The sequence below is a fragment of the Streptomyces smaragdinus genome, from assembly GCF_009604385.1.
GTDB classification, from domain to species: Bacteria; Actinomycetota; Actinomycetes; order Streptomycetales; family Streptomycetaceae; genus Streptomyces; species Streptomyces smaragdinus.
Genome location: NZ_WEGJ01000004.1, coordinates 218,195 through 241,904 on the forward strand (window position 1 = coordinate 218,195; position 23,710 = coordinate 241,904).

19 protein-coding genes are annotated in these 23,710 nt (G+C 73.8%); 8 read left to right on the forward strand and 11 right to left on the reverse strand.

The window, feature by feature from the left end; translation table 11 throughout:
* Nucleotides 1-112: 112 nt before the first annotated feature.
* A complete protein-coding gene (locus tag SRB5_RS09670; protein WP_153451074.1) occupies nucleotides 113-1,900 on the forward strand; it encodes an ABC transporter transmembrane domain-containing protein in 1,788 nt (595 codons plus the stop codon).
* On the forward strand, nucleotides 1,897-3,729 hold the full coding sequence (locus SRB5_RS09675; protein ID WP_153451075.1) for an ABC transporter ATP-binding protein: 1,833 nt from the start codon (nucleotides 1,897-1,899) through the stop codon (nucleotides 3,727-3,729). The genes SRB5_RS09670 and SRB5_RS09675 overlap by 4 nt, the downstream gene beginning before the upstream one ends.
* A 21-nt stretch (nucleotides 3,730-3,750) precedes the next feature.
* Here the strand turns inward: SRB5_RS09675 and SRB5_RS09680 are convergent, their stop codons facing one another.
* Nucleotides 3,751-4,545, reverse strand: coding sequence for a metal-dependent hydrolase (locus tag SRB5_RS09680; protein ID WP_153451076.1), 795 nt, complete (start codon nucleotides 4,543-4,545; stop codon nucleotides 3,751-3,753).
* A gap of 129 nt (nucleotides 4,546-4,674) precedes the next feature.
* Here SRB5_RS09680 and SRB5_RS09685 point away from each other — a divergent pair, with 129 nt between their 5' ends.
* Nucleotides 4,675-7,188, forward strand: a complete 2,514-nt coding sequence (locus SRB5_RS09685) for a DEAD/DEAH box helicase (RefSeq protein ID WP_323377406.1) — start codon at nucleotides 4,675-4,677, stop codon at nucleotides 7,186-7,188.
* Nucleotides 7,189-7,218: 30 nt separating this feature from the next.
* On the forward strand, nucleotides 7,219-8,097 hold the full coding sequence (tesB, locus tag SRB5_RS09690) for an acyl-CoA thioesterase II (RefSeq protein WP_323377408.1): 879 nt from the start codon (nucleotides 7,219-7,221) through the stop codon (nucleotides 8,095-8,097).
* A 29-nt stretch (nucleotides 8,098-8,126) separates the two neighbouring features.
* Here tesB and SRB5_RS09695 read toward each other — a convergent pair whose 3' ends face one another.
* Nucleotides 8,127-9,257 (reverse strand): DUF6397 family protein, encoded by a 1,131-nt coding sequence (locus SRB5_RS09695; RefSeq protein WP_153451078.1) that lies wholly within the window; start codon nucleotides 9,255-9,257, stop codon nucleotides 8,127-8,129.
* A gap of 153 nt (nucleotides 9,258-9,410) precedes the next feature.
* On the opposite strand from SRB5_RS09695, the gene SRB5_RS09700 reads away from it, so the two are divergent.
* Entirely contained in the window at nucleotides 9,411-9,839 is a 429-nt protein-coding gene (locus SRB5_RS09700) for a PPOX class F420-dependent oxidoreductase (RefSeq protein WP_153451079.1), read from the forward strand.
* A gap of 27 nt (nucleotides 9,840-9,866) precedes the next feature.
* On the opposite strand, the gene SRB5_RS09705 is transcribed toward SRB5_RS09700, so the two are convergent.
* The 6 genes from SRB5_RS09705 to SRB5_RS09730 all read right to left on the reverse strand — a co-directional run bounded on the left by SRB5_RS09705 (nucleotide 9,867) and on the right by SRB5_RS09730 (nucleotide 15,209).
* Nucleotides 9,867-10,484, reverse strand: a complete 618-nt coding sequence (locus SRB5_RS09705) for a GTP-binding protein (RefSeq protein WP_153451080.1) — start codon at nucleotides 10,482-10,484, stop codon at nucleotides 9,867-9,869.
* Nucleotides 10,465-10,878, reverse strand: coding sequence for a DUF742 domain-containing protein (locus tag SRB5_RS09710; RefSeq protein ID WP_153451081.1), 414 nt, complete (start codon nucleotides 10,876-10,878; stop codon nucleotides 10,465-10,467). Before SRB5_RS09710 ends, SRB5_RS09705 begins: the two co-directional genes overlap by 20 nt.
* Nucleotides 10,879-10,894: 16 nt before the next feature.
* Complete coding sequence (locus SRB5_RS09715; protein ID WP_153451082.1) at nucleotides 10,895-11,335, reverse strand: roadblock/LC7 domain-containing protein; 441 nt, start codon at nucleotides 11,333-11,335, stop codon at nucleotides 10,895-10,897.
* Nucleotides 11,332-13,980 carry a sensor histidine kinase gene (locus SRB5_RS09720; RefSeq protein ID WP_153451083.1) on the reverse strand — a complete coding sequence of 883 codons (2,649 nt, stop codon included), beginning with the start codon at nucleotides 13,978-13,980 and terminating at the stop codon, nucleotides 11,332-11,334. Before SRB5_RS09720 ends, SRB5_RS09715 begins: the two co-directional genes overlap by 4 nt.
* Nucleotides 13,981-14,050: 70 nt before the next feature.
* Nucleotides 14,051-14,824, reverse strand: a complete 774-nt coding sequence (locus SRB5_RS09725; RefSeq protein WP_153451084.1) for an MHYT domain-containing protein — start codon at nucleotides 14,822-14,824, stop codon at nucleotides 14,051-14,053.
* A 199-nt stretch (nucleotides 14,825-15,023) separates the two neighbouring features.
* Entirely contained in the window at nucleotides 15,024-15,209 is a 186-nt protein-coding gene (locus SRB5_RS09730) for a hypothetical protein (RefSeq protein ID WP_153451085.1), read from the reverse strand.
* 224 nt (nucleotides 15,210-15,433) lie between these two features.
* Between SRB5_RS09730 and SRB5_RS09735 the strand changes: the two genes are divergently transcribed.
* Nucleotides 15,434-18,220 (forward strand): SNF2-related protein, encoded by a 2,787-nt coding sequence (locus SRB5_RS09735; protein ID WP_153451242.1) that lies wholly within the window; start codon nucleotides 15,434-15,436, stop codon nucleotides 18,218-18,220.
* Nucleotides 18,217-19,488: an SWF or SNF family helicase gene (locus SRB5_RS09740; protein ID WP_153451086.1), complete on the forward strand. Its 1,272-nt coding sequence runs from the start codon at nucleotides 18,217-18,219 to the stop codon at nucleotides 19,486-19,488. Before SRB5_RS09735 ends, SRB5_RS09740 begins: the two co-directional genes overlap by 4 nt.
* 46 nt (nucleotides 19,489-19,534) lie before the next feature.
* Here SRB5_RS09740 and SRB5_RS09745 read toward each other — a convergent pair whose 3' ends face one another.
* Nucleotides 19,535-20,689: a citrate synthase gene (locus SRB5_RS09745; protein ID WP_153451087.1), complete on the reverse strand. Its 1,155-nt coding sequence runs from the start codon at nucleotides 20,687-20,689 to the stop codon at nucleotides 19,535-19,537.
* Between the two features lie 93 nt (nucleotides 20,690-20,782).
* Between SRB5_RS09745 and SRB5_RS09750 the strand changes: the two genes are divergently transcribed.
* A complete protein-coding gene (locus SRB5_RS09750; RefSeq protein WP_153451088.1) occupies nucleotides 20,783-22,024 on the forward strand; it encodes a citrate/2-methylcitrate synthase in 1,242 nt (413 codons plus the stop codon).
* A gap of 19 nt (nucleotides 22,025-22,043) precedes the next feature.
* On the opposite strand, the gene SRB5_RS09755 is transcribed toward SRB5_RS09750, so the two are convergent.
* Nucleotides 22,044-23,039, reverse strand: a complete 996-nt coding sequence (locus SRB5_RS09755) for a serine hydrolase (RefSeq protein ID WP_153451089.1) — start codon at nucleotides 23,037-23,039, stop codon at nucleotides 22,044-22,046.
* 210 nt (nucleotides 23,040-23,249) lie between these two features.
* The gene (locus SRB5_RS09760) at nucleotides 23,250-23,705 is read right to left on the reverse strand and encodes a hypothetical protein (protein ID WP_153451090.1); all 456 of its coding nucleotides are present in this window, start codon (nucleotides 23,703-23,705) and stop codon (nucleotides 23,250-23,252) included.
* Nucleotides 23,706-23,710: the final 5 nt, after the last annotated feature.

Genomic DNA, 23,710 nt, shown 5'->3' on the forward strand with positions numbered 1-23,710 from the left:
CGCCCGGCGTCGGCGCGATCCTCGCGAACGGCGGGAAAAGCAGTTGTCCGGGGCGGACGAATTCGGTCAGTGTTGCTCGGTTGCCTTCCCCCCCGCGAGCCCAAGGGACGCCATGCGACTACGCGATCTTCCGTATCCGGATCCCGGCGATCCCGATGTCCGGTCCGGACTCCGGTTCCTGGTCTGGCTGGGGCGCCGGCAGGTGGGCGGACAAGTCGCCTCGCTGCTGTGGGGTCTGGTGTGGATGCTGCCGATCGGCGCCCTGCCGGTGCCGCTCGGGATGGCCGTCCAGGCCGTCGTGGACCGCGACGGCGGGGCGCTGGTCTTCGCCGGGCTGCTGCTGCTCGGGCTCGGTGTGCTGCTCGCGCTGGGCGACAGCATGATCCACCGGGCGGCCGTCACCAACTGGATCACCAACGCCGCCCGGGTGCAGCAGCTTCTCGCCCGCAAGGCCGCGGAGCTCGGCTCGGTGCTCACCCGGCGGGTGGCGGCCGGCGAGGTCGTGGCCGTGTCGACCGGTGACGTGGAGAAGATCGGCTGGTTCGTCGAGGCGTTCTCACGCTGTACGGCGGCGTTCGTGACCGCCTTCGTGGTGGTGGGCGGCGTGGTGGTGTACTCCCCCGAGCTGGGTCTGATCGTCGCCGTCGCGCTGCCGCTGGTGGCGCTCGCGCCGCTGCCGCTGCTGCCGCGGGCGACCCGGCGGGCCGACGAGCAGCGCACCCGGGCCGGCAAGGCGACCGAGCTGGCCTCCGACACCGTGGCGGGCCTGCGGGTGCTGCGCGGCATCGGCGGCGAGGAGCTGTTCCTGGCGCGCTACCAGGCCTCCTCCCAGGAGGTGCGCCGGGCCGCGGTGCGCAGCGCCCGGATGTGGGCGCTGATCTCCGCGGTGCAGGTGGTGCTGCCGGGACTGATGCTGATCGGCGTGGTGTGGCACGGCGTCGGACTGGCCCGCGACGGCGCGATCGGGGTGGGCGAACTGGTCACCGTGTACGGCGCGGTGAGCTTCCTGCTCTTCCCGCTGCGGCACTTCGAGGAGATCGCGATGGCGTACTCCTTCTCCAAGCCGTCCGCCGAGCGGGCGGCACGGGTACTGCGGCTGTCGCGTACGACGTCGGGCAGCGCGGACGCCCCGGCCGGCGGGGACCTCACCGATCCGGCGACCGGGCTGCTGGCGCCCGCCGGGATGCTGACCGCCGTGGTGTGCGGCGACCCGGACGAGGCGGGCAGGCTGGCCGACCGGCTGGGCGGACACCCGCCGGATCCGGACGGCTCGCCCTCGGCCCGGCTCGCCGGGGTGGCGCTGGACGAGCTGGCGCTGGGCGACGCGCGGCGGCTGGTGCTGGTCCAGGACAAGGACCCGGTGCTGCTCTCCGGCACGCTGGCGGAGCTGCTCGACGTGCCGTCGTCCGGGGCCGTCGGGCCGAAGGAGGCGCTGGAGGCGGCGCAGTGCGGTGACGTGCTGGAGTCGCTGGCGCAGGCGTCGGTGGACGAGTCCGGGGACCCGATGCGTACGCCCGTCACCGAACGCGGCCGGTCGCTCTCCGGCGGCCAGCGGCAGCGGCTGGCGCTGGCCCGGTCGCTGGTCGCGGACCCGCCGGTGCTGGTGCTGGACGAGCCGACGAGCGCCGTCGACTCGCACACCGAGGCCCGGATCGCCGCCGGCCTCGGGCGGATCCGCGCCGGGCGCACCACCGTGGTACTCAGCTCCAGTCCGCTGCTGCTGGACCGCGCCGAACGGGTGGTGTTCCTGTCCGGCGGCACGGTGGCCGCGGTCGGTGTGCACCGTGAACTGCTGCACACCGTCCCGGAGTACCGCGCCACGGTGACCCGGGAATCCGGGGAGGACACCGCCGTCCGGCCGGCGGCGGTGCGGCTCGAGACCGTCGAGGAGTCCGCATGATCGGCGTGGCCGAACCCGAGTACGACCCGGCGGCGCCCCGGACCGCCACCACCCTCCCGGTCGCGTCGGGCACCACCGTGCGCGCCTACGTCAGGGGGATGCTGCGCCGGCACCGGCGGGCGTTCGCGCTGCTGGTGCTGGTCAACGCGATCGCCGTGACCTCGGCGATGGCCGGCCCGTATCTGCTGGGCGGGCTGGTCGAGGATCTGGCCGACGGGGCGGCCGACATCCATCTGGGGCGCGTCATGGCCCTGTTCGGGGTGGCGCTGGCCGTGCAGGGGGTGTTCCACCGGCTGGTGCGGCTGCGCGGGGCGATGCTGGGCGAGGAGATGCTGGCGGATCTGCGCGAGGACTTCCTGGTGCGGTCCGTGGGGCTGCCGCCGGGCGTGCTGGAGCGGGCCGGGACGGGGGATCTGCTGTCGCGGATCACGACCGACATCGACCGGCTGGCCAACGCGATGCGCGAGGCGGTGCCGCAGCTGTCGATCGCCGTGGTGTGGGTCGGGCTGCTGCTCGGCGCGATCACGGTGACCGCGCCGCCGCTGGCCCTGGCGATCCTGCCGGCGGTACCGCTGCTGCTCGCGGGCTGCCGCTGGTACTTCCGGCGGGCGCCGCGCGCGTACCGCTCGGAGGCCGCCGGCTACGCGGCCGTCGCGGCGGCCCTCACCGAGACGGTGGACGCCGGGCGGACCGTGGAGGCGCACCGGCTCGGCGAGGAGCGGATCCGCCTCTCGGACATCCGGGTCGGGCAGTGGGTGGCGTGGGAGCGGCGCACGCTCTATCTGCGCTGCATGTTCTTCCCCGTCTTCAACGCCACCCACATCGTGATCCTCGGCGGGGTGCTGATGCTCGGCGGCTGGTTCGTGTTCGAGGACTGGATCACCGTCGGGCAGCTGACCACCGGCGCGCTGCTGTCGATGATGCTCACCGACCCGGTCGGCATGATCCTGCGGTGGTACGACGAGCTGCAGGTCGCCCAGGTGTCCCTGGCGCGGCTGGTCGGGGTGCGCGAGATCGAGGAGGACGGCGGCGACGGATCGGTGGCGCCGGACGGCCGGACCGTGCACGCGGACACGGTGCGCTTCGGCTACCGCGTGGACGCCGACGTGCTGCACGGGGTGTCGCTGACCGTACGCCCCGGGACCCGGCTGGCGCTGGTCGGACCGTCCGGCGCCGGGAAGTCGACGCTGGGGCGGCTGCTCGCCGGGATCTACGCCCCGCGCACCGGGGAGATCACGCTGGGCGGCGCCGAGCTGGCCCGGATGCCGGCGGAACAGGTGCGCGCGCATGTGGCGCTGGTCAACCAGGAGCACCACGTCTTCGTCGGCACCCTGCGCGACAATCTGCTCCTCGCCCGCGCCGGCGCCTCGGACGCGGAGCTGTGGGCGGCGCTGGGCGCGGTCGACGCGGCCGACTGGGCCCGGGCCCTGGACGACGCCCTCGACACGGAGGTCGGCTCCGGCGGCACGGCACTCTCACCGGCGCAGGCGCAGCAGATCGCGCTGGCCCGCCTGGTGCTGGCCGACCCGCACACGCTGGTGCTCGACGAGGCCACGTCGCTGCTGGACCCCCGGGCGGCGCGGCATCTGGAGCGCTCGCTGGCGCGGGTGCTGGACGGGCGCACGGTGGTCGCGATCGCGCACCGGCTGCACACCGCGCACGACGCGGACGTGATCGCGGTGGTGGAGGACGGCCGGATCTCGGAGATCGGCAGCCACACCGAGCTGGTCGCGGCCGACGGCCCGTACGCGGCGCTGTGGCGCTCCTGGCACGACGGCGGATCGTCCCGGCCGGACCCGGCGGACCGCTCCGACCGGGACGACCGCTGAGGCCTTACCCGGCCGCCGGCCTCACCCGATGACGCCCATCGCGGTGAGGCCGCCGGCCGCGCCCAGCACCATGAACACCGGCATCAGCACCTTCAGCTCCACCCAGCTGCCGGCCCGGAACCGCATCCCCTTCGGCGGCCCCAGCGGATACCACCGCTTGCGCCCCAGCGGTATCGGCCACAGGATCGGGCACCCGGACACGGTGAGCGCGTCACCGACACAGTGCACGAGCGACCCGAGCACGATGGGCAGCCCCAGCCACAGATACTCCTGACCGGGATCGGTGAACAGCCAGTCCGACCCGTTGCCCGGCTTGTCCAGCACCCCCGCCAGAATCCACGCGCTGGTGGCCCCCAGCAGCCACACCAACACGTCACTGGACATCCGTGCCGCCCGCCACAGCAGGCCCTCGATGGCCAGCACCATATGGACGAAGAGGATCCCGACGACCGCCCAGCGCCCGCCCAGCACGGCCAGCGCGGAGAACCCGCCGCCCACCAGCACCGCCCAGATCCAGGTGTGCGTGAGCGTCCGGTGCCCGCCGGAGCGCCGCGGGTCCCCGGGCTTACGGGTGTTCTTGTAGGCGGCGTACGACAGCTTGTCGATGATCTCGCACAGCCATCCCGAGACCGGACCGAAGGCCCGCGAGATCGTCGCCGACTTGTGGTCGAGGTCCGGCGCCAGGGCGGCCCCGGCGCAGATCAGCGCGCCGACCGCGAGCACCGGCCAGGGCATGCCGTGCCCCGCGGCCTCGGCCGCGGCACCCACCCCCAGCCAGGCCGCCGCCCCCGACAGCGAGTGCGCTGGACCCATCATGCGACTTCCCCCAACCCCTTGTGGTTCGTGTCCCGTCCGCCGTGCGGCGGCGGCACACCCTACCGCGGATGATCTTCGCACCGGCGGCCGGTTCCCCGATCTCATCCGAAGAAGGGCAAGATGGGGGGCGTGACCCTCATCGATCAGCTGCCTGACACCGCCGACCCCGACGCCCTTTTCGAAGCCTTCTCGGGCTGGGCCGAGGAGCGCGGCATCAATCTCTACCCCGCGCAGGAGGAGGCGCTGATCGAGGTGGTCTCCGGGGCGAACGTCATCGTGTCCACGCCCACCGGCTCCGGCAAGAGCCTGGTGGCGGCGGGCGCGCACTTCACCGCCCTGGCCAACGACCAGGTCACCTTCTACACCGCCCCGATCAAGGCGCTCGTGTCGGAGAAGTTCTTCGACCTGTGCAAGCTCTTCGGCACCGAGAACGTCGGCATGCTCACCGGCGACGCGTCCGTCAACGCCGACGCGCCCGTGATCTGCTGCACCGCCGAGGTGCTGGCGTCCATCGCGCTGCGCGACGGCAAGGACGCCGACATCGGCCAGGTCGTGATGGACGAGTTCCACTTCTACGCCGAGCCGGACCGGGGCTGGGCCTGGCAGATCCCGCTGCTGGAACTGCCGCAGGCGCAGTTCGTCCTGATGTCCGCCACCCTCGGCGACGTCTCCCGCTTCGAGGAGGATCTGACCCGGCGCACCGGCCGCCCCACCGCGGTCGTCCGCTCGGCGACCCGCCCGGTGCCGCTGTCGTACGAGTACAAGCGGACCGCCCTGACCGAGACGCTCACCGAGCTGCTCGAGACCCGCCAGGCCCCGGTATACATCGTCCACTTCACCCAGGCGCAGGCCGTTGAGCGGGCCCAGGCGCTGATGAGCATCAACATGTGCACCAAGGAGGAGAAGGCGCAGATCGCCGATCTGATCGGCAACTTCCGCTTCACCACCGGCTTCGGCCGCAACCTCTCCCGCTATGTCCGGCACGGCATCGGCGTCCATCACGCGGGCATGCTGCCGAAGTACCGCCGGCTCGTGGAGAAGCTTGCGCAGGCGGGTCTGCTGAAGGTCATCTGCGGCACCGACACCCTCGGCGTCGGCGTCAACGTCCCCATCCGCACCGTGCTGTTCACCGCGCTGACGAAGTTCGACGGCAACCGGGTCCGTACGCTGCGCGCCCGCGAGTTCCACCAGATCGCCGGCCGGGCCGGCCGGGCCGGTTTCGACACCGCCGGGCTGGTCGTGGCCCAGGCGCCCGAGCACGTCATCGAGAACGACAAGGCCCTGGCGAAGGCGGGCGACGACCCGAAGAAGCGCCGCAAGGTGGTCCGCAAGAAGGCACCCGAGGGCTTCGTCAGCTGGAGCGAGGAGACCTTCGAGAAGCTCATCGCCTCCGAACCGGAGCCGCTGACCTCCCGCTTCCGCGTCACCCACGCGATGCTGCTGGCGATCATCGCCCGGCCCGGCAATGCCTTCGAGGCGATGCGCCGGCTGCTGGAGGACAACCACGAGCCGCGCCGCAACCAGCTGCGCCACATCCGACGCGCCATCGCCATCTACCGCTCGCTGCTCGACGGCGGCGTGGTGGAACGGCTCGAGGAGCCCGACGCACAGGGCCGGATCGTCCGGCTGACCGTGGACCTCCAGCAGAACTTCGCCCTGAACCAGCCGCTGTCCACCTTCGCCCTGGCCGCCTTCGACCTCCTGGACCCCGAGTCCCCGTCGTACGCACTGGATATGGTGTCGGTCCTCGAGTCCACCCTCGACGACCCGCGCCAGATCCTCCACGCCCAGCAGAACAAGGCCAAGGGCGAGGCCGTCGCGCAGATGAAGGCCGACGGGATCGAGTACGAGGAGCGGATGGAACGGCTGATGGACATCAGCTATCCCAAGCCCCTGGAGGAGCTCCTCTCCCACGCCTACAACACCTACCGCACGTCCCATCCCTGGGTCGGCGACCATCCGCTCTCCCCCAAGTCGGTCATCCGCGACATGTTCGAGCGGGCGATGACCTTCAGCGAGTTCGTCTCCTTCTACGAGCTCGCCCGCACCGAGGGCATCGTGCTGCGCTATGTGGCGAGCGCGTACAAGGCGCTGCAGCACACCGTCCCGGACGACCTGAAGTCCGAGGACTTCCAGGACATCGTGGAATGGCTGGGCGAGATGGTCCGCCAGGTCGACTCCAGCCTGCTGGACGAGTGGGAGAAGCTCGCCAACCCGGAGGAGGAGTCCGCCGGGCAGGCGATGGAGCACGCCGACGAGGTCAAGCCCGTCACCACCAACGCCCGGGCGTTCCGGGTGCTGGTGCGCAACGCGATGTTCCGCCGGGTCGAGCTGGCCGCGCTGGACAACGCGACTGAACTGGGCGCGCTGGACGAGGAGTCCGGCTGGGACGCCGAGCGGTGGGGCGAGGCCCTGGACGCGTACTGGGACGAGTACGAGGACCTGGGCACCGGACCGGACGCCCGCGGGCCCAAGCTGCTGGCCATCGAGCAGGACGAGGCACACTCCCTGTGGCGCGTCCGGCAGACGTTCGACGACCCGAAGGGCGACCATGACTTCGGCATCAGCGCCGAGGTCGATCTGACGGCCTCGGACGCCGAGGGCCGGGCGGTGATCCGGGTGACCGACGTCGGCCAGCTCTGACCCCCGCCCGCCCGACCCCCGGGAGCACCCGTGACCGACAACCCCGCCGACCGGCTCGTCGGCCTGCTCGACCTGGAGCGGATCGAGGAGAACATCTTCCGCGGCCGCAGCCCGCAGGAGTCCCTGCAACGGGTGTTCGGCGGGCAGGTCGCCGGGCAGGCGCTCGTCGCGGCCGGCCGCACGACGGACGGCGAACGCCCGGTGCACTCGCTGCACGCCTACTTCCTGCGCCCGGGCATCCCGGGGGTGCCGATCGTGTACCAGGTCGAGCGGGTGCGCGACGGCCGGTCCTTCACCACCCGCCGGGTCGTGGCCGTGCAGCAGGGCCGCACGATCTTCAACCTCACCGCCTCGTTCCACCGCCCCGAGCCGGGCTTCGAGCATCAGACACCGATGCCGGAGGTCCCGGAGCCGGAGTCGCTGCCGCGCCTGGCGGACGAGATGCGTACCCAGCTGGGTGAACTCCCGCAGGCCATGCAGCGGATGGAGCGCCGGCAGGCGTTCGACATCCGCTACGTCGAGCGGCTGCGCTGGACGCCGGAGGAGCTCAAGGACGCCGAGCCGCGCAGCGCCGTGTGGATGCGGGCGACGGGCCCGCTGGGCGACGACCCGCTGGTGCACACCTGCGCACTCACCTACGCCAGCGACATGACGCTGCTGGACGCGGTCCGGATCCCGGTCGAGCCGCTGTGGGGCCCGCGCGGCTTCGACATGGCGTCGCTGGACCACGCGATGTGGTTCCACCGGCCGTTCCGCGCGGACGAGTGGTTCCTCTACCAGCAGGAGTCCCCGATCGCCACGGGCGGGCGCGGCCTGGCCCGGGGCCTGATCTTCGATCGCGCGGGGCGGCTGCTGGTCTCGGTCGTGCAGGAGGGGCTGTTCCGCCCGCACCCGACACCGCCGGCCTGAACCCACCCGGCGCCGCCGGCCCGCCGCGCTCAGCACGCGCCCTCTCCCGACCTGCGGCCGAACCAGCTGAGCATGCGGGGCCGCTCCCGGATCTGCTCCATCGGGACGGGCAGCGGCAGCGGGGCCGGCGAGGCCGCCGCGGTCGCGTCCGCGTCCGGCCCCGGAAGCCGGACCGGCACAGGGACCGGAGCCGGTACTCGGGCCGGCACCCGAGCGGGCAGTGGCGGCGGCACCGCGGCGGGCAGCCCCGCCCGCTCGTCCGCCCGGGCCTCCTCCAGCGCGAGGCTCAGCCCCAGCCGGCACCGGAGCACCTCGTCCGGATGGTCCGCCGCGAGCACCCCCGCCGTCACCGCCCGGGCCGCCTCCGAGCTCCCCTTCGCCGTCAGCTCCGCCGGCCGCAGGGCCTCGAGCCGGGCCCGCTCGCCCGGGTCCGGCACCGCCTCCGCCAGCTCCTCCCCCGTCAGCACCGCCGCCCTGACGGCGGCCCGGGCCCACGGATCGTCGAGGCCCGCCAGCACCTCCTGGACCCTGCGCTCCCGCCACAGCCGCGGGCGCCAGTCCGCCGCCTGCTCCGTCAGCGCCCGCACACCCGGCGGCGTCCGTCCCTGCAGCAGCTCGGGCTCCCGGGCCGCGAACTCCTCCAGTTCCTCCGCCCGGTACAGCCACACCACCGCCCGGTACCGGTTCACGTGGAAGCGCACCGGGACGAAGCACCCCGCCCGCGCCAGCCGCGCGAACCGGGCGGCGCCGACGCCGAGCAGGCGGGCGCCCTCCAGCGTGCCGACCACCCGCACCCGGGCCAGCAGCACCTCCGGATGACCGGCGCCGGACCGCACCCGCCGGATCTCCGCGGCCGGCACCCGCCGCCGCCCCTGCGGACCGGACACCGTCCGCACCGCACCGAGCCCGACGGCGATCTCCAGCTCCCGCGGCCTCAGCCCCAGCTCGACCGCCGCCCGGGCCAACGGCACCAGCTCCCCCGGCCGGGCCCCGTCACCCGAGGGCCTCGGCCTCCGCACCCCCGGACCGGACGGCCACGGCGCCGTCCGCGCCCGGGCGGCCCGACTCGTCCGCGCCCGGGATCCCGCTCGCTCGTAGACCGCCTGCTCGTAGACCGCCTGCTCGTAAACCGTCTGCTCATAACCTGCCTGCTCAGCCATCGCCTGCCCCCGTTCGTCCCGCACCCGCACGCCGCACTGCCGCATGCCGGATGACCGCAACGACGACCACGCTGTGTAGCCGCGACTACGTTGCGCTACGAAGCTAGCGAGTCCGCGATGGCCTTCGCATCCCCCTGTGGATAACTTGGGATCATGGGAAAGCAGATGAGCACCGTCGAATGGCACACCTTCGTCTCCGCGGGCACCCGAACCGGCAAGCTCTCCACGGTCCGGGCCGACGGCAGTCCGCACGTCGCACCGGTCTGGTTCCTCCTCGACGGCGACGACATCGTCTTCAACACCGGCGCCCGCACGGTCAAGGGCCGCAACCTCGCCCGGGACGGCCGCGCCGCGCTGTGCGTGGACGACGACCGGCCCCCGTTCGCGTACGTCGTCGTCCACGGGCGGGCCGAGCTGATCGAGGACCTCGGCCAGGTGAAGCACTGGGCGACCCGGATCGCCGCCCGCTACATGGGCGAGGAGCAGGCCGAGCGGTACGGCGAGCGCAACGGCGTCCCGGGCGAACTCCTGGTGCGGCTCCGGCCGTACAAGGTGGTCGCCGAGTCGGCCGTGGCCGACTGACCGGTCCCGGTGGGCCGGCCCCCGCCCCTACCCCACCGGGTCCGGTTCCGCCGGGTCGAGCAGCCGGGCGGAGTGCATCCGGCCCGCGTACTCGACGAGCCGGATGAGCACCTCCTTGCCCGAGTCCTTGTCCCGGGCGTCGCAGAGCACCACCGGCGTGCCCCCGTCCAGGTCCAGCGCCCGGGCGACCTCGTGGGGGCCGTACGAGCGCGAGCCGGGGAAGCAGTTGACGGCGACCAGGAACGGGATGCTGCGGTGCTCGAAGTAGTCGACGGCCGGGAAGCAGTCCTGCAGCCGCCGGGTGTCGGCCAGCACCACGGCGCCGAGCGCACCGGTGGCCAGCTCGTCCCACAGGAACCAGAACCGGTCCTGGCCCGGGGTGCCGAACAGGTACACCGCGAGGCCCGACCGGATCGTGATCCGTCCGAAGTCCATGGCGACGGTGGTCGTGGTCTTCTTCTCCACCCCGTCGATGTCGTCGACCAGTTGTCCGGCCTCGCTGAGCTGCTCCTCCGTGCGCAGCGGGCGGATCTCGCTGACGGAGCCGACCAGGGTAGTCTTGCCCACCCCGAAGCCCCCGGCGACCAGGATCTTGAGTGCCAGGGCGGTGCCGTCAACGGAGCGGTCAGAGCGCACGGAGTCCATCGATCACTTCTCTCAGGATCTTCTCGTCGGGCAGCTGTGCGGGTGGAACGGGGCGGCTGACCCTGATGACATTCATTTCCAGCAGATCGCCGAGCAGAACCCGCACGACACCGACCGGCAGGTCGGCGTCGGCGGCGAGTTCGGCGACGGTCTGGGTCTCCACCCGGCACATGTCGATCAGCTGGCGGTGTTCGTATCCGAGGGCGGCATCGTCCGCCTGGGCCAGGGCGTCCTCCTCGACGTCGATCAGGGCGATCAGATCGAAGGCGACGCTGGTCGGCCCCGGCCTGGTGCGGCCACCGGTCATCGCGTACGGACGGACCAGCGGTCCGGCCTCCGCGTCGTACCAGTGGCCGCTGCCCGGCGGCGTGTCGCTGGTTGGCTCCAAAGTCATCTCAATCCCCCACCTGTCACCCACCGGTCGGCGGTTCGCTGGACATCACCCGGGGCGGGGTGTGCAGATGCTCGCCGACACGCTTGACCAGGCGGGCCATCTCGTAGGCGATCAGGCCCATGTCCGCGTGCGCGGAGCTCAGTACGGCAAGGCAGGAGCCGTTGCCGGCGGCCGCGACGAACAGGAAGCCCTCGTCCATCTCGACCATGGTCTGGCGTACGTCCCCCGCGCGGAAGTGGCGGCCCGCCCCCTTGGCCAGGCTGTGGAACCCGGAGGCGACGGCCGCCAGATGCTCCGCGTCCTCGCGGGAGAGCGATCCCGACGCACCCACCGCCAGGCCGTCGTTGGACAGCACCACGGCGTGCTGTGCCTCCGCGACGCGCGCCACCATGTCGTCCAGGAGCCAGTCCAGCTCACCCGAACGGTGTGCGTGGTTGATCGTGCCCGGCTCGATCATTCCTGGTCTCCTTCACGCTTACCGCTGCTGTCGTTCTTTCTACCCGCGGGCCTCGCCGCCTTCTTGGGCCGCCCCGCGGTCATTCCACCACCGCGGACCCAGCCGCTGCGGTACGCGGCCATCCGGGCCCGGGCCTCCTCCGGCGTCCGGTCGCGCGGCGGTCTCTCCGCGGCGTCGGGACGGCCGTCCGGCGCGGACTCGCGGCGCCCGCCGACGTCCCTCAGCTGGGGGGCGAGGCTGGCCTGCCGTACCCGTCGCGGCAGATCGCCCTCGTCCCGCGTCCCCGGTCCGTCCTGCGGTACGGGAGCGGTGTCCCCGGCGGCGGGCCCCTTGACGGGGACCGCCTGGGCCGTGAGCGGGCGTCTGGCCTTGCGCTGGGGGAGCTCCAGTACGTCGTCGCGGCCGGCGGACGGCTGGGGTGTCAGCGCCGGGCCGGCGTGCACCGGCTGCGGGACGCGCTCCATCATCCGCTCGCGCAGGGGGGAGGGCGCCTCGGTGCCGTCGCCGGGGGCGGCGGGCTTGCGGTCGAGTTCCACGGGGGCCTGGAGCAGCGCCCTGGGGAGCAGGACGACGACGGTGGTGCCGCCGTACGGCGAGTCCCGCAGGGACACCTTGATGTCGTGCCGGGCGGCGAGCCGGCTGACGACGAACAGGCCGAGCCGGTCGCTGTCGAAGAGGTCGAGTGTCTCGGCCTGTTCGATGCGCCGGTTCGCGGCGTCGAGGGTCTCCTTGCCCATGCCGAGGCCGCGGTCCTCGACCTCGATGGCGTAGCCGTTGCCGACCTGTTCGCCGTAGACACGCACCTTGGTGTGCGGCGGCGAGAACTGGGTGGCGTTCTCGACCAGTTCGGCGAGCAGATGGGTGAGGTCGGCGACCGCCGCGCCGGCCACGGACTGCTCGGGCAGTGTCCGGACCTCGATCCGGGCGTAGTCCTCGACCTCGGAGACGGCAGCCCGTACGACGTTCTGCAGTGGTACGGGCATCCGCCAGGCGCGGCCGGGGGCCGAGCCGGAGAGGATGATCAGGCTCTCCGCGTGCCGGCGCATCCGGGTGGTGAGGTGGTCGAGGCGGAACAGGTCCTCGAGTTCGCCGGGGTCGTCGGCGCGCCGCTCCATGCTGTCCAGCAGCGCGAGCTGGCGGTGGACGAGGACCTGGCTGCGGCGGGCGAGGTTGACGAACACCCCGGAGATGCCGCTGGCCAGTTCGGCGCGTTCCACGGCGGCGTGCAGGGCGGCCCGGTGGACGGTGTTGAGGGCCTCGGCGACCTGGGCGATCTCGTCGTCGCCGGGCCGGCCCGCCGGGGCCTCCTTGTCGATGTCCAGGGTCTCGCCGCCGCGCAGCCGGCGCATGGCCGCGGGCAGGGTGCTGCGGGCGAGAGCGAGAGCGCTGTTGCGCAGGGTGATCAGTTCGACGACGAGTCCGCGGCCGACGCGGACGGAGATGACGAGGGCGGCGGCGACGGCGACGAGGCCGAGCAGCACGGCGGCGCCCGCCGCGCTGAGCACCCCTTCGGTCAGGGGATCGGAGCGGTTGGCGGCGGCCCGGGCGGCGTCCGCGGAGACGGTCTCGAACCCGGCGAGCACCTCGCCGGAGGCGCGGTCCCAGTCGCCGGCCGGCACGGCGGTGCCGGCGGCCTTGCCGGGCGCGGCGGCGGTGACCTTCGCCTCGAGGGCGAGGACGTCGCGGTAGGCGCTGCCGGCGGTGAGGTCCTGCCAGGTCAGCCGCTGCCTGCGCGCGAGGTCGCCGGCGGCGGCCGATTCGAGTACGGCGCGGGTGGCGGCCGCCCCGATGAACGCCCGGTGCTCGCGTCCGTCGAGGGAGCCCTTCGACTGCCCCCAGGCGAGCAGCGCGGTCTCCCGGGACAGCATTTCACCGGCGCGGGCGAACTCGAGCAGGACGCGGGCGTCCGAGGCGTCCCCGGTGTCCTGGATGGCGCTGAGCGAGCCGCCGACGGCGAACGCCTTGTCGATGGCGGCGCTGTACCGCCCGTACGCCTCGTACCAGTCCGTGCGTCCGTCCTGTACGGCGGTGCGCAGGTCGCCGAGCCGTTTCGTGTCGTCGACCAGCGCGCGCATCCGGCGCACGGCCTCGGCGGGGAGTTCCTTGCCGTCGGCCACCGTCCGGGTGCCGTCCAGCCGCAGGGCGCCCACGGCGGTGTCGGTCGCGGCGGCCTGGGTGGCGACGGCGCTCCAGCGGGTGTTGCCGGGGGCGGCGAGGTAACGGGCCACCGCCAGGCGCTCGTTCTGCAGTTCGGCGACGGTACGCGAGAGGGGGGCGCGTACCTGGGTGTCGACCTGCTCGAGCTGGCGCAGCCTGGCCACGTCCTGGGCGGTGGTGACCGTCGCGTATCCCCACAGGGCGATCAGGGAGACCACGGGGACCATCAGAACGGAGATGACCCGCGCGCGGACGGTACGCGGGGCCGGCCACCGGCGCCGGTCCCCGGAGGCGGCGTCCCGCGGCGCCGGACGAGTGGCGTCCGGGGCGGGTATCTCCCCGCTCTCGTCGGCCGGGGGACCGGCGTGCCGGCGGCGTCCGGACCGCTGCGGCGCCGGTGGGGTCCCGGTGCGCGGCGCCCGTTTGTCCGGGCCCTGCGGCCGGGGGCCGTGGGAGCCGTTCGCCGGAGTTCTGCCGGGTGTTCGCATGTGCGACCTCGCGTAAGGAAGACGCCCCCGTGAGAGGCAGATGTGCGTGCGTGCTGTCGTCGTACGGGCGTCAGGGGGCGGCGCCTTCCGGTAGTCGCTGGGCCGACGCGGAGGCGGCGTGTTCCTGCGCGGTCGGCGACAGCGCGACGAACGCCGAGGTGAGGAAGAGGTAGGAGCCGAGGCCGACGGCGAGGGGGAAGATGAACTGCATCGCCGTGGCCCCGGCCGGGCTGCCCGCAAAGGGGTCCGGGGTGACGGAGACGGCCGCCATCCCCGTGTAGTGCATGCTGCTGACCGCCGCGCCCATCACCAGGGAGGCGAACCCCATGGCGACGGGCGTGTGGATGTTGAGCGCCGCCCACAGGGCCGCCGTGGCGGCCACCACCGCGATGACGACGGACAGGCCGACGAGCATCGGGTCGTACGCGATCGAGCCCTTGACGCGGACGGCGGACATGCCGATGTAGTGCATGCTGGCCACGCCGAGTCCGGTGGTGAGTCCGCCGAGCGCGAGGGCCCGGCCGCGTCCCTGCCCGTAACCGACGGCGAACACGCCGCCGCCGACGACCGCCATCGCGACGATCAGACTCAGCACGGTCAGCGGCACGTTGTAGCGCAGCGCGCTGCCCTTGACGCTGAAGCCGAGCATGGCGACGAAGTGCATCGTCCAGATCCCCGTCCCCAGCGCCGAGGCCGCGGTGAGGAGCCAGTTGCGCCGGGAGCTGCCGGAGGCGGCCAGGGCGCGCAGCGTGCAACGCAGTGCGAGCGCCGCGCCGATGCAGGCCATGACGTACGACAGTAGCGGTGTCAGCCAGCCGAAGGTGGCATGGTCCAGGTGTCCCATATCCCCTGGACGCTAGTCCGCTCGGGGGCGCACGCCGGGGGCGCTGTCCGAAAGCTGACCGGATTTGACAGATTTCTTTGCTGATTTGAATCAAACTCGATCGACCGTGCCAAGGGATGCAATTTTCCCGTGTCATATGCATCGGCCTCACGCCGTCAACTGCCGTCCGATCGGAGGATGTTCACACCATCGGGGGGTTTCAGCGCTCCAGTTGCTTGCGGGTGACCCGGCGCAGCCGCTTGCGCTGCGAGGGGTCGAGCACCAGATAGCCGACGGCCGGCACACCCACCAGAACGAGCAGGGTGATCCACAGCGACCCGGTGATCAGCAGGAGCAGCGTCGCCGCGGCCACGCCGCCGACGACGAGCTTGGTCTTGTTGGACATCTTCGAGCCCTCCTCGGCGGCTCCCGGGGCCGCCCTCCCGGACGGAGAACGGACGGGCGATCCGCCCGGTTCCTTTATCCCACGCGGGAGACGGACCGGCCCTCCTGCGGAGGGAGGAGCACCGCCCCGGTATTTTCCGGGTGCCCGTGTCGGGGGTGATGTACACTCGGCCGCTCGCGAGTAGTCAAATTTGAGGAGTGCGTCGGTACGTGACCGCCCCCGTGATGACCGCCCTGTCCCGTCTCCCTGTCGTCTTCCTGCCCGCCGACCCGCCGCGCTGCGGACGGATCGCCTTCTGGAGTCCGGCGGACGAACCACCCGCGTACGAGGGCGGCGTCGCCGGCGGCCTCACCGTCGCCGTACCCGAACCCACCGGCGTCCGGGCGCTCCGGCTGTCCCTCGAGGACGCGCTGCCGGTACTGACCCGCGCCCGTGCGCTGCCGGACGCCGACCCCTCGGCGGCCTTCTGGGGCACCGCCGCGACGGAAGCCCTGCGGCTCGCCGCGCACGGCCGGCTGCTGCCCGGGCTGACCGCCGGCGACCACGACGCCTGGCGCGTCGGGCCGCTCGGGCAGCGGGACCTCGAGCGGATCCGCGCCCTGGCCGCCGCGATGCCGCCCGAGGCGCGCGCCGTCCCGCTGCCCGGCGCCGGCCCCGCCCGGCTGCCCGCGGCCGAGCCGCTGCTGCGCTCCTTCCTGGACGCGGTGGCCGACTGTCTGCCGCGTACGCCCGCCGCGGTGCTCGCGGCCGGCGGCCCCGCCCACGCGCTCGCCGGAGCACCGCCCCGGCCGCTGCCGGAGCTGCGCACCTGGGCGGCCCAGGTCGCCGCCGGGCACGACGCCGGCGTCCGGGTCTCCCTGCGCGTCGACATGGACGACACCGGCGCCCGGCCGTCGTTCCGCGCGGTGGCGCAGCTGCACAGCCTGAGCGACCCGGCGCTGGTGGCCGACGCCGCCGAGGTGTGGGCCGGGGAGACACCCGCGGCCCGGGCCTTCGGACCGCGGGCGCGGCCGGACACCCTGCTCGCCCTGCGCCGCGCCGCCGGGGCGTGGCCGGCGATCGGGCCGCTGCTGTCCGCCGCCGTGCCCGACGCGATCGAGCTCGCCGACGAGGAGATCGCCGAGCTCCTCGGCCCCGCGGTACGGGAACTGGCCGCCGCGGGGATCGAGGTGCACTGGCCGCGGGATCTCGCCAGGGCGCTGACCGGCCGGGTGGTGATCGGTCCGCGGGACGGCGCCACGGGATCCGGCCCGCCGTCGTTGCTGTCGGCGGGGGCCCTGGTCCGGTTCAGCTGGCGGTTCGCGGTCGGCGACACGGAGCTCACGCGGCAGGAGCTCGACCGGCTGGCGGAGGCCGGCCGGCCGGTGGTGCGGCTGCGTGACCGGTGGGTGCTGGTCGACCCGGGCTCCGTACGGCGGGCGCTGGAGCGCCGGGACGACGCGCTGACGCCGGCGGCGGCCCTCGGGGCGGCGCTCACGGGCTCGGTGGAGGTCGGCGGCGAGCAGGTGGAGGCGGCCGCCTCCGGCTGGCTGGACGCCCTGCGCGAGCGGATCACCCGGCCGCAGGACGAGGAGCCGGTGAAGCAGCCCGCCGCCCTCGCCGCGACGCTGCGCGACTACCAGCTGCGCGGCCTGTCCTGGCTGCACCGGATGACGTCGCTCGGCCTCGGCGGATGCCTCGCGGACGACATGGGGCTGGGCAAGACCATCACGCTCATCGCGCTCCATGTGCTGCGCCAGGAGGATCCGGGGACGGCCGGCCCCACGCTGGTCGTCTGTCCGGCGTCGCTGCTGGGCAACTGGCAGCGCGAGATCGAATCGTTCGCCCCCGGCACCGCGGTCCGTCGTTTCCACGGCTCCGACCGCGACCTCGACGAGCTGGCGCCGGACACGTTCGTGCTGACGACGTACGGGACGATGCGGCTGGACGCCGAGCGGCTCGGAGAGGCGGACTGGGGCATGGTCGTCGCCGACGAGGCCCAGCACGTGAAGAACCCGTTCTCCGGCACCGCCCGGCAGCTGCGCACCATCCCGGCGAAGGCGAGGGTCGCGCTGACCGGCACCCCGGTGGAGAACAACCTCTCCGAACTGTGGGCGATCCTCGACTGGACGACCCCCGGACTGCTCGGCCCGCTCGCCCGGTTCCGCGCCCTGCACGCCGACGCGGCGGAGAGCGGCACCGACCCGGCCGCCGCCGAACGGCTCGCGAAACTGGTCCGCCCGTTCCTCCTGCGCCGGCGGAAGTCCGATCCGGACATCGTGCCCGAGCTGCCGCCCAAGACGGAGACGGACCGGACGGTGGCGCTGACCGCCGAGCAGGCCGGACTGTACGAGGCGACGGTACGCGAGACGCTCGCCGCGATCGCGGGGGCGGACGGGATGGCCCGCCGCGGTCTGGTCATGAAGCTGATGACGGGCCTGAAGCAGATCTGCAACCACCCCGCCCAGTTCCTCGGGGAGGACAGGCCGCGTATCGCCGGCCGTTCGGGGAAGCTGGAGCTGCTCGACGAACTGCTCGACACCATCCTGGCGGAGGGCGCCTCGGTGCTGGTCTTCACCCAGTACGTCCGGATGGCGCGCCTGCTCGAACGTCATCTGGCGGACCGCGGGGTGCGCACCGGATTTCTGCACGGGGGCACGCCGGTGCCCGAGCGGGAGCGGATGGTCGATCGTTTCCAGCGGGGGGAGGTGCCCGTCTTCCTGCTGTCCCTCAAGGCCGCCGGCACCGGGCTCAACCTCACCCGCGCCGAACACGTCGTCCACTACGACCGCTGGTGGAACCCCGCCGTCGAGGCCCAGGCCACCGACCGGGCGTACCGGATCGGTCAGACGCGGCCGGTGCAGGTGCACCGGCTGTGCGCGGAGGGGACCATCGAGGACCGGATCGCACAGATGCTGACACGCAAACAGGGGCTGGCGGACGCCGTGCTCGGCTCCGGCGAGGCGGCCTTCACCGAGCTGACGGACGGCGAGCTGGCCGATCTGGTCGCGCTGCGAGGGGGCGGACGATGACCGAACTGACCTTTGCTCCCCTGCCGCCCGCGGGGGGCCGCGGTTTCGCCGTCACCTGGTGGGGACAGGCCTGGCTCCGGGCGCTCGAGGATTCCGTGCTGGAGCAGTGGTCGCTGGCCCGGGGGCGCAAGCAGGCCCGGGCCGGCGCGGTGGGCGCCGTCTCGGTCCGGCCGGGGCGGATCACCGCCATGGTCACCGGGCGGGACCGGGTCGTGCAGCGTACGGACGTGCTGCTGCCGGTGCTGTCCGAGGACGACTGGGAGCGGCTGCTCGACGTGGTCGCGGACCGGTCGGGGCATGTCGCGGCGCTGCTCGACCGGGACATGCCCGCGCAGTTGGCCGAGGACGCGTCGGCGGCCGGGGTGGAGTTGCTGCCCGGCATCGGGGATCTGCAGGCGGAGTGCGGCTGCGAGGAGTGGGATCACTGCGAGCACAGTGCCGCCCTGTGCTACCAGATGGGGCGGCTGCTGGACGCCGATCCGTTCGTCCTGCTGCTCGTACGCGGGCGCGGTGAGCGGGAGTTGCTGGCGGAGCTCCAGGAACGCGGCACCGCCGCGGCCCGCGCGGCGTCGACCGCCGGGAGCGGCGAGGAAGGGGCCGACGCCGACGAGGGGGTGCCGGCGGACGCCGTGTTCGCGGCGCCACGGGTGCCGTTGCCCGCGCCGCCGGAACCGGTGGCACACGCCGGTACGGCTCCCGTGCTGGGCGCGGGAACGGCGGCGCCCGCGGAAGTGGACGAGGCGGCGCTGGAGTTCCTCGTCGGGGCCACCGCCCGGCTGGCGCGCCTGATGCTCGCCGAGGCGCTCGCCCCCGGGCACCCCGGGGAGCCTTCCCCCGGCATGTCCCCCGACGTGTCCGCCGACGCGGCACGGCTGGCGGCCGGCGATCCGCCGCCGCGGGTCGCGGTACGGCTCGCCGCGGGCTCGGGACGGGACCGTGCGGCGCTGGCGCGGGCGGCCGCCGCCTGGCGGTACGGCGGTGCGGGCGCGCTGGAGGTGCTGGAGGGCGGCTGGACGCCGGACGCGGCCGCGCTCGTCCGGGCACGGGCACAGCTGGACGAGGCGTGGGCCGGTGACGAGGCCCCGGCGCTGCGCCGCTCCGGCGGGCGCTGGACGGTCGTCGGGGGCGCCGGGCAGTTGCGGCTGGGGCGGGACGGCCGGTGGTGGCCGTACCGCAAGGGTCCCCGCGGCGTGTGGGAGCCCGCCGGCCCGGCGGAGCACGACCCGGCGACGGCGCTGGCGGCGCTCGGCGAGCCGGCGGCCGGCTGAGCGCGGGGGTCCGGACACGGCTGTGCGCCGTGTCCGGACCCCCGCGTCAGGGCAGCGGCTGCGGGGCCGGCGGCCCCGCGTACCGTGCCGCGGGGCGGATGATCTTCGGGTCCTCGGCCTGCTCCAGGATGTTGGCGCTCCAGCCGACGACACGGGCCGCGGCGAACGTGGGCGTGAACATGTCCCGCGGCAGCCCGCACAGCTCCATCACCACACCGGCGTAGAACTCGACGTTGGTGTGCAGCTCTCGGCCGGGCTTGAGTTCGGCCAGGATCTCGACGACCTTGCGCTCCACCTCCACGGCGAAGTCGACGAGCGCTCCGCCGAACTCCCGGGCGATGCCCTTGAGCATCCGCGAACGGGGGTCCTCCGTCCGGTAGACGGGGTGCCCGAAGCCCATGATGCGGTCGCCGGCCAGTACCCGCTCGCGGATCCACGGGTCGATGCGGTCCGGGGTGCCGATCGCGTCCAGGGTGTCCAGGGCGCGGCTCGGGGCACCGCCGTGCAGTGGCCCGGAGAGCGCGCCGATCGCCCCGACGAGGCACGCCCCGAGGTCGGCGCCGGTGGAGGCGATGGTGCGGGCCGTGAACGTCGACGCGTTGAAGCCGTGGTCGACCGTGGAGATCAGATAGGCCTCGATCGCCCGCGTCCGGGCCGCATCCGGCTCCTCGCCGGTCAGCATGTAGAGGTAGTTGGCGGCGTACGGCAGGTCCGCCCGCGGCTCCACCGGCGCCAGTCCCCGGCCGATGCGCTGCAGCGCGGTGAGGATCACCGGCACCTTCGCGCACGCCGCCAGCGCGTCCTCGGTCCGCTGCCGGGGGCCGATGTCGTACAGCGGGCGGAAGCCCGCCGACGCGGCGGTCTGCGACAGGGCCGTGCGCAGTCCGGCGAGCGGACCCGACAGCGCGCAGGACCGGGCGATCGCGGGCAGGGCGTCGCGGATGTCCGCGGGCAGCGGGCGCAACGCGGCGGTGCGCGCCAGGAATTCGCCCCGCTGCTCCTCGTCCGGCAGCTCGCCGTGGAACATCAGGTACCAGACGTCCTCGAAGGTGCGGTGGCGTGCCAGCTCCACCGCCGAGTACTGCCGGTAGTGGTAGAAGCCCTCGCGCCCGCGGACGTCGCCGAGCCGGGTCTCCGTCACGATCACACCGCTGAGCCCTCGTGGGGCCTCCATGGGGGCGTCGACCGGAAGCGTTGTCATGGCTGTTCCTCCTTGTACTTGACCAACACCATCCATCCTTGACTGAAATTCTGTCAATGTTGACTGAATCAATGTTCTAGAGTGGATTTCCTCATGAACAGTCACGAGGACCGGTTGAGCACCCGGCAGACGGCCGAGCGGCTCGGGGTGAAGCCGGAGACCGTCTACGCGTACGTCAGCCGCGGACTGCTGACCAGCCACAAGTCACCCGGCAGCCGGGGCAGCACGTTCGACGCGAAGGAGGTCGACGCACTCGCCCGGCGGCACAGCCGCCCGGTGGCCACGGGCGCCGGGACGGACGGCGTCGCGCCCGGTACGACGACGATCCGCACCGGCATCACATTGATCGACCGTGACCGCTACTTCTTCCGCGGGGTGGACGCGACCGCCCTGGCGACGGCGTATCCGTACGAGGAGGCGGCCGACTGGCTGTGGACGGGACGCATCACCCCGGGCCTGCGGTTCACCGCCCCGGAGGAGCTGCTGTCCGCGACGACCGCCGCCGTCGCCGCGCTCCCCGCGCACGCCGGCCCCGTCGACCGGCTGCGCGCCGCGGCCGTCGCCGCCGCCGCGGCCGACCCGCTGCGCTTTGATCTGTCCGCGGAGTCCGTGCACGCCGCGGCGCGCGGGCTGATCGCGGCGTTCGCCGGCTCCCCGCCGGTGATCGGACGCACCCACCGGGCGGACGCCCCGATCGCCCGCCGGCTGTGGGCCCGGCTCAGCCCCGCCCGGCCCGAGCCCGCGGCGCTGCGCGTGCTGGACACCGCCCTGGTGCTGCTGATCGACCACGATCTCGCCGCCTCCACGCTCGCCGCCCGCGTCGCGGCCTCGGCCCGCGCCAATCCGTACGCCGTCGTGTCGACCGGCCTGTCCGCGCTGGACGGCCCCCTGCACGGCGCCGCGAGCGGGCTGGCGCACCGGATGCTCCTCGACGTCCTGGAGCGCGGCGCGGCGCCGGTGGTCTCGGAGCACTTCCGGGCCGGTCACCGGGTCCCGGGCCTCGGCCACCGGCTGTATCCCGGCGAGGACCCGCGCGCCCAGGTGCTGTTCGCGCTGCTGGACGAGGTGCCGGGAGCGCGCGGGGCGCTGGACGCGGCGCAGGACGTCGTCGAGATCTCCGCGCGCCACACCCCGCTGCACGCCAACGTCGACCTCGCGCTCGCCGTGCTGTCCGTCACCGCGGGCATGCCGGCGGAGGCGGGGGAGACGGTCTTCGCGGTGGCGCGGACGGCGGGCTGGATCGCGCACGCGCTGGAGGAGTACGAGGAGCGCCCGCTGCGGATGCGCCCCAGCGGGAGTTACGCGGGCCCCCGCCCGCCGCAGCCGCTGCCGTGACCGGCGGGACGGCGGCGCGTCACACCGCGGACGGACCGGCCCCCACCAGTGCCGTGACCGCCGTCCGCGCCACCCGTTCGACGAGCGCTATGCCGTCCTCGCGGGTGCGCTGATCCGCCGACAGTACGCTCACCAACAGCTCGTGCCCCTCGTACGCGACCACGCCGATGCTGTTGACGTCCCACAGTTTCGTCCGGGTACGCGGCAGCCAGCCGTTCTTCAGGATCCGGTCGGCGCCCGGATCGGAGGCGGCGGTGACCCCCCAGTCCTGGCCCGGGACGATCGAGCCCATGAGGGAGCGTATGTAGTCCCGTGCCGCCGCGGTGAGCGGCGAGTCGTCGCCGAACACGGCCTGGAGCAGGGTGATCTGGTCCGCGGCGGTGGTCTGGGTGAGTCCCCAGGTGCCCCAGTCGCCGGCCGTGGTGTGGCCGAGACCGAGGGTGTCGTTGGCGGCGTCGAGGGCGCGCGGGCCGCCGAGGTCGCTCCACAGGACGTCCGTCGCGTCGTTGTCGCTCTGCCGGATCATCTTCTCGGCGAGCTGCCGCTGCCCCGGGGTGAGCGCGATGCCGCCGTGGCCGCGCAGGAGCAGCGCCGCCAGGATGTCCACCTTGACGATGCTCGCGGTGTCGTAGGTACCGGTCCGCTCGCCGTACCGGGCCCGTACGCCGGTCCCCAGGTCCTCGACGGCCAGCGTGTAGCGGCCGGTGTGCGGACCGAGCGCGTCGAGGGCCTCGCGGACCGCGGTCACCGGATCGACGGCCGGCCGCGCGGTGGTGGGCGCGGGCGTCGGCGAGGGGGACGGGGTCCGCGAGGCGGCGATCCACGGGAACGACTGCGCCGGGGACGGCACATGGGACGCCGCCTGCGTCCGGGTCCCGGCGTTCACGCTGTCCGAGGGACGCCCGGCGTCACCGCCCGAGGCCGGTGATCCCCCGGCACCGAGGGCGGCGGTCACGGCGATCAGCGCGGCGGCGGCCGCCGGACGCCGTACCCTCCACGTCCCCGGAAGCTCCATCCCGGCGTCCCCTCCCCTGCGGCGGGCGACGCCCCGAACACCGCGTGAACAGGTACAACGCCCGTGGCGGCAACGCTATCCCGCAGGTCACCGCAGGTGAACCCGTGTTCGACGGCGCTGTTATGCCATTGAGACGCGCGAGGGCACGGTTCGGTGCCGCGCGTGTCCGGCGCCGCACGATCCGTCACGAGGTCCGGCGGGTACGCCGGCTCACTGGTCGGTGAACAGGTCGGACGGCAGGCTCGGGAAGTCGGAGGGCAGATCGGTCGGGAAGCCGGACGGCAGGTCCGACGGCAGGCTCGGGAAGTCGCTGGGCAGCCCGCTGGGCATGGTCGGCAGCTGCACGGACGGATTCGAGCCCCCGTCCTTGTCGCCCCCGCCGTCGCCGTCGTCCCCGCCGGACAGCGCGAACGCGACGACACCCCCCAGCACCAGCACACCGGCGACCGCGGCGGCGATGACCGGGCCACGCCGCGGCCCGCCGCCCGACGACGGGGGAGGCGGCGGACCCGGCGGCGGACCGCCGAACCCCTCGGGCGGACCGCCGAAGCCGCCACCGGGCGGGCCGAGTCCGCCGTCGGAAGGCGGACCCCCGTAACCGCCGCCGGGCGGACCGCCCGGCGGCGGCGGAGGCGTGGGCGGGGAACCGGGCGGCGGAAAGCTCATGCGAC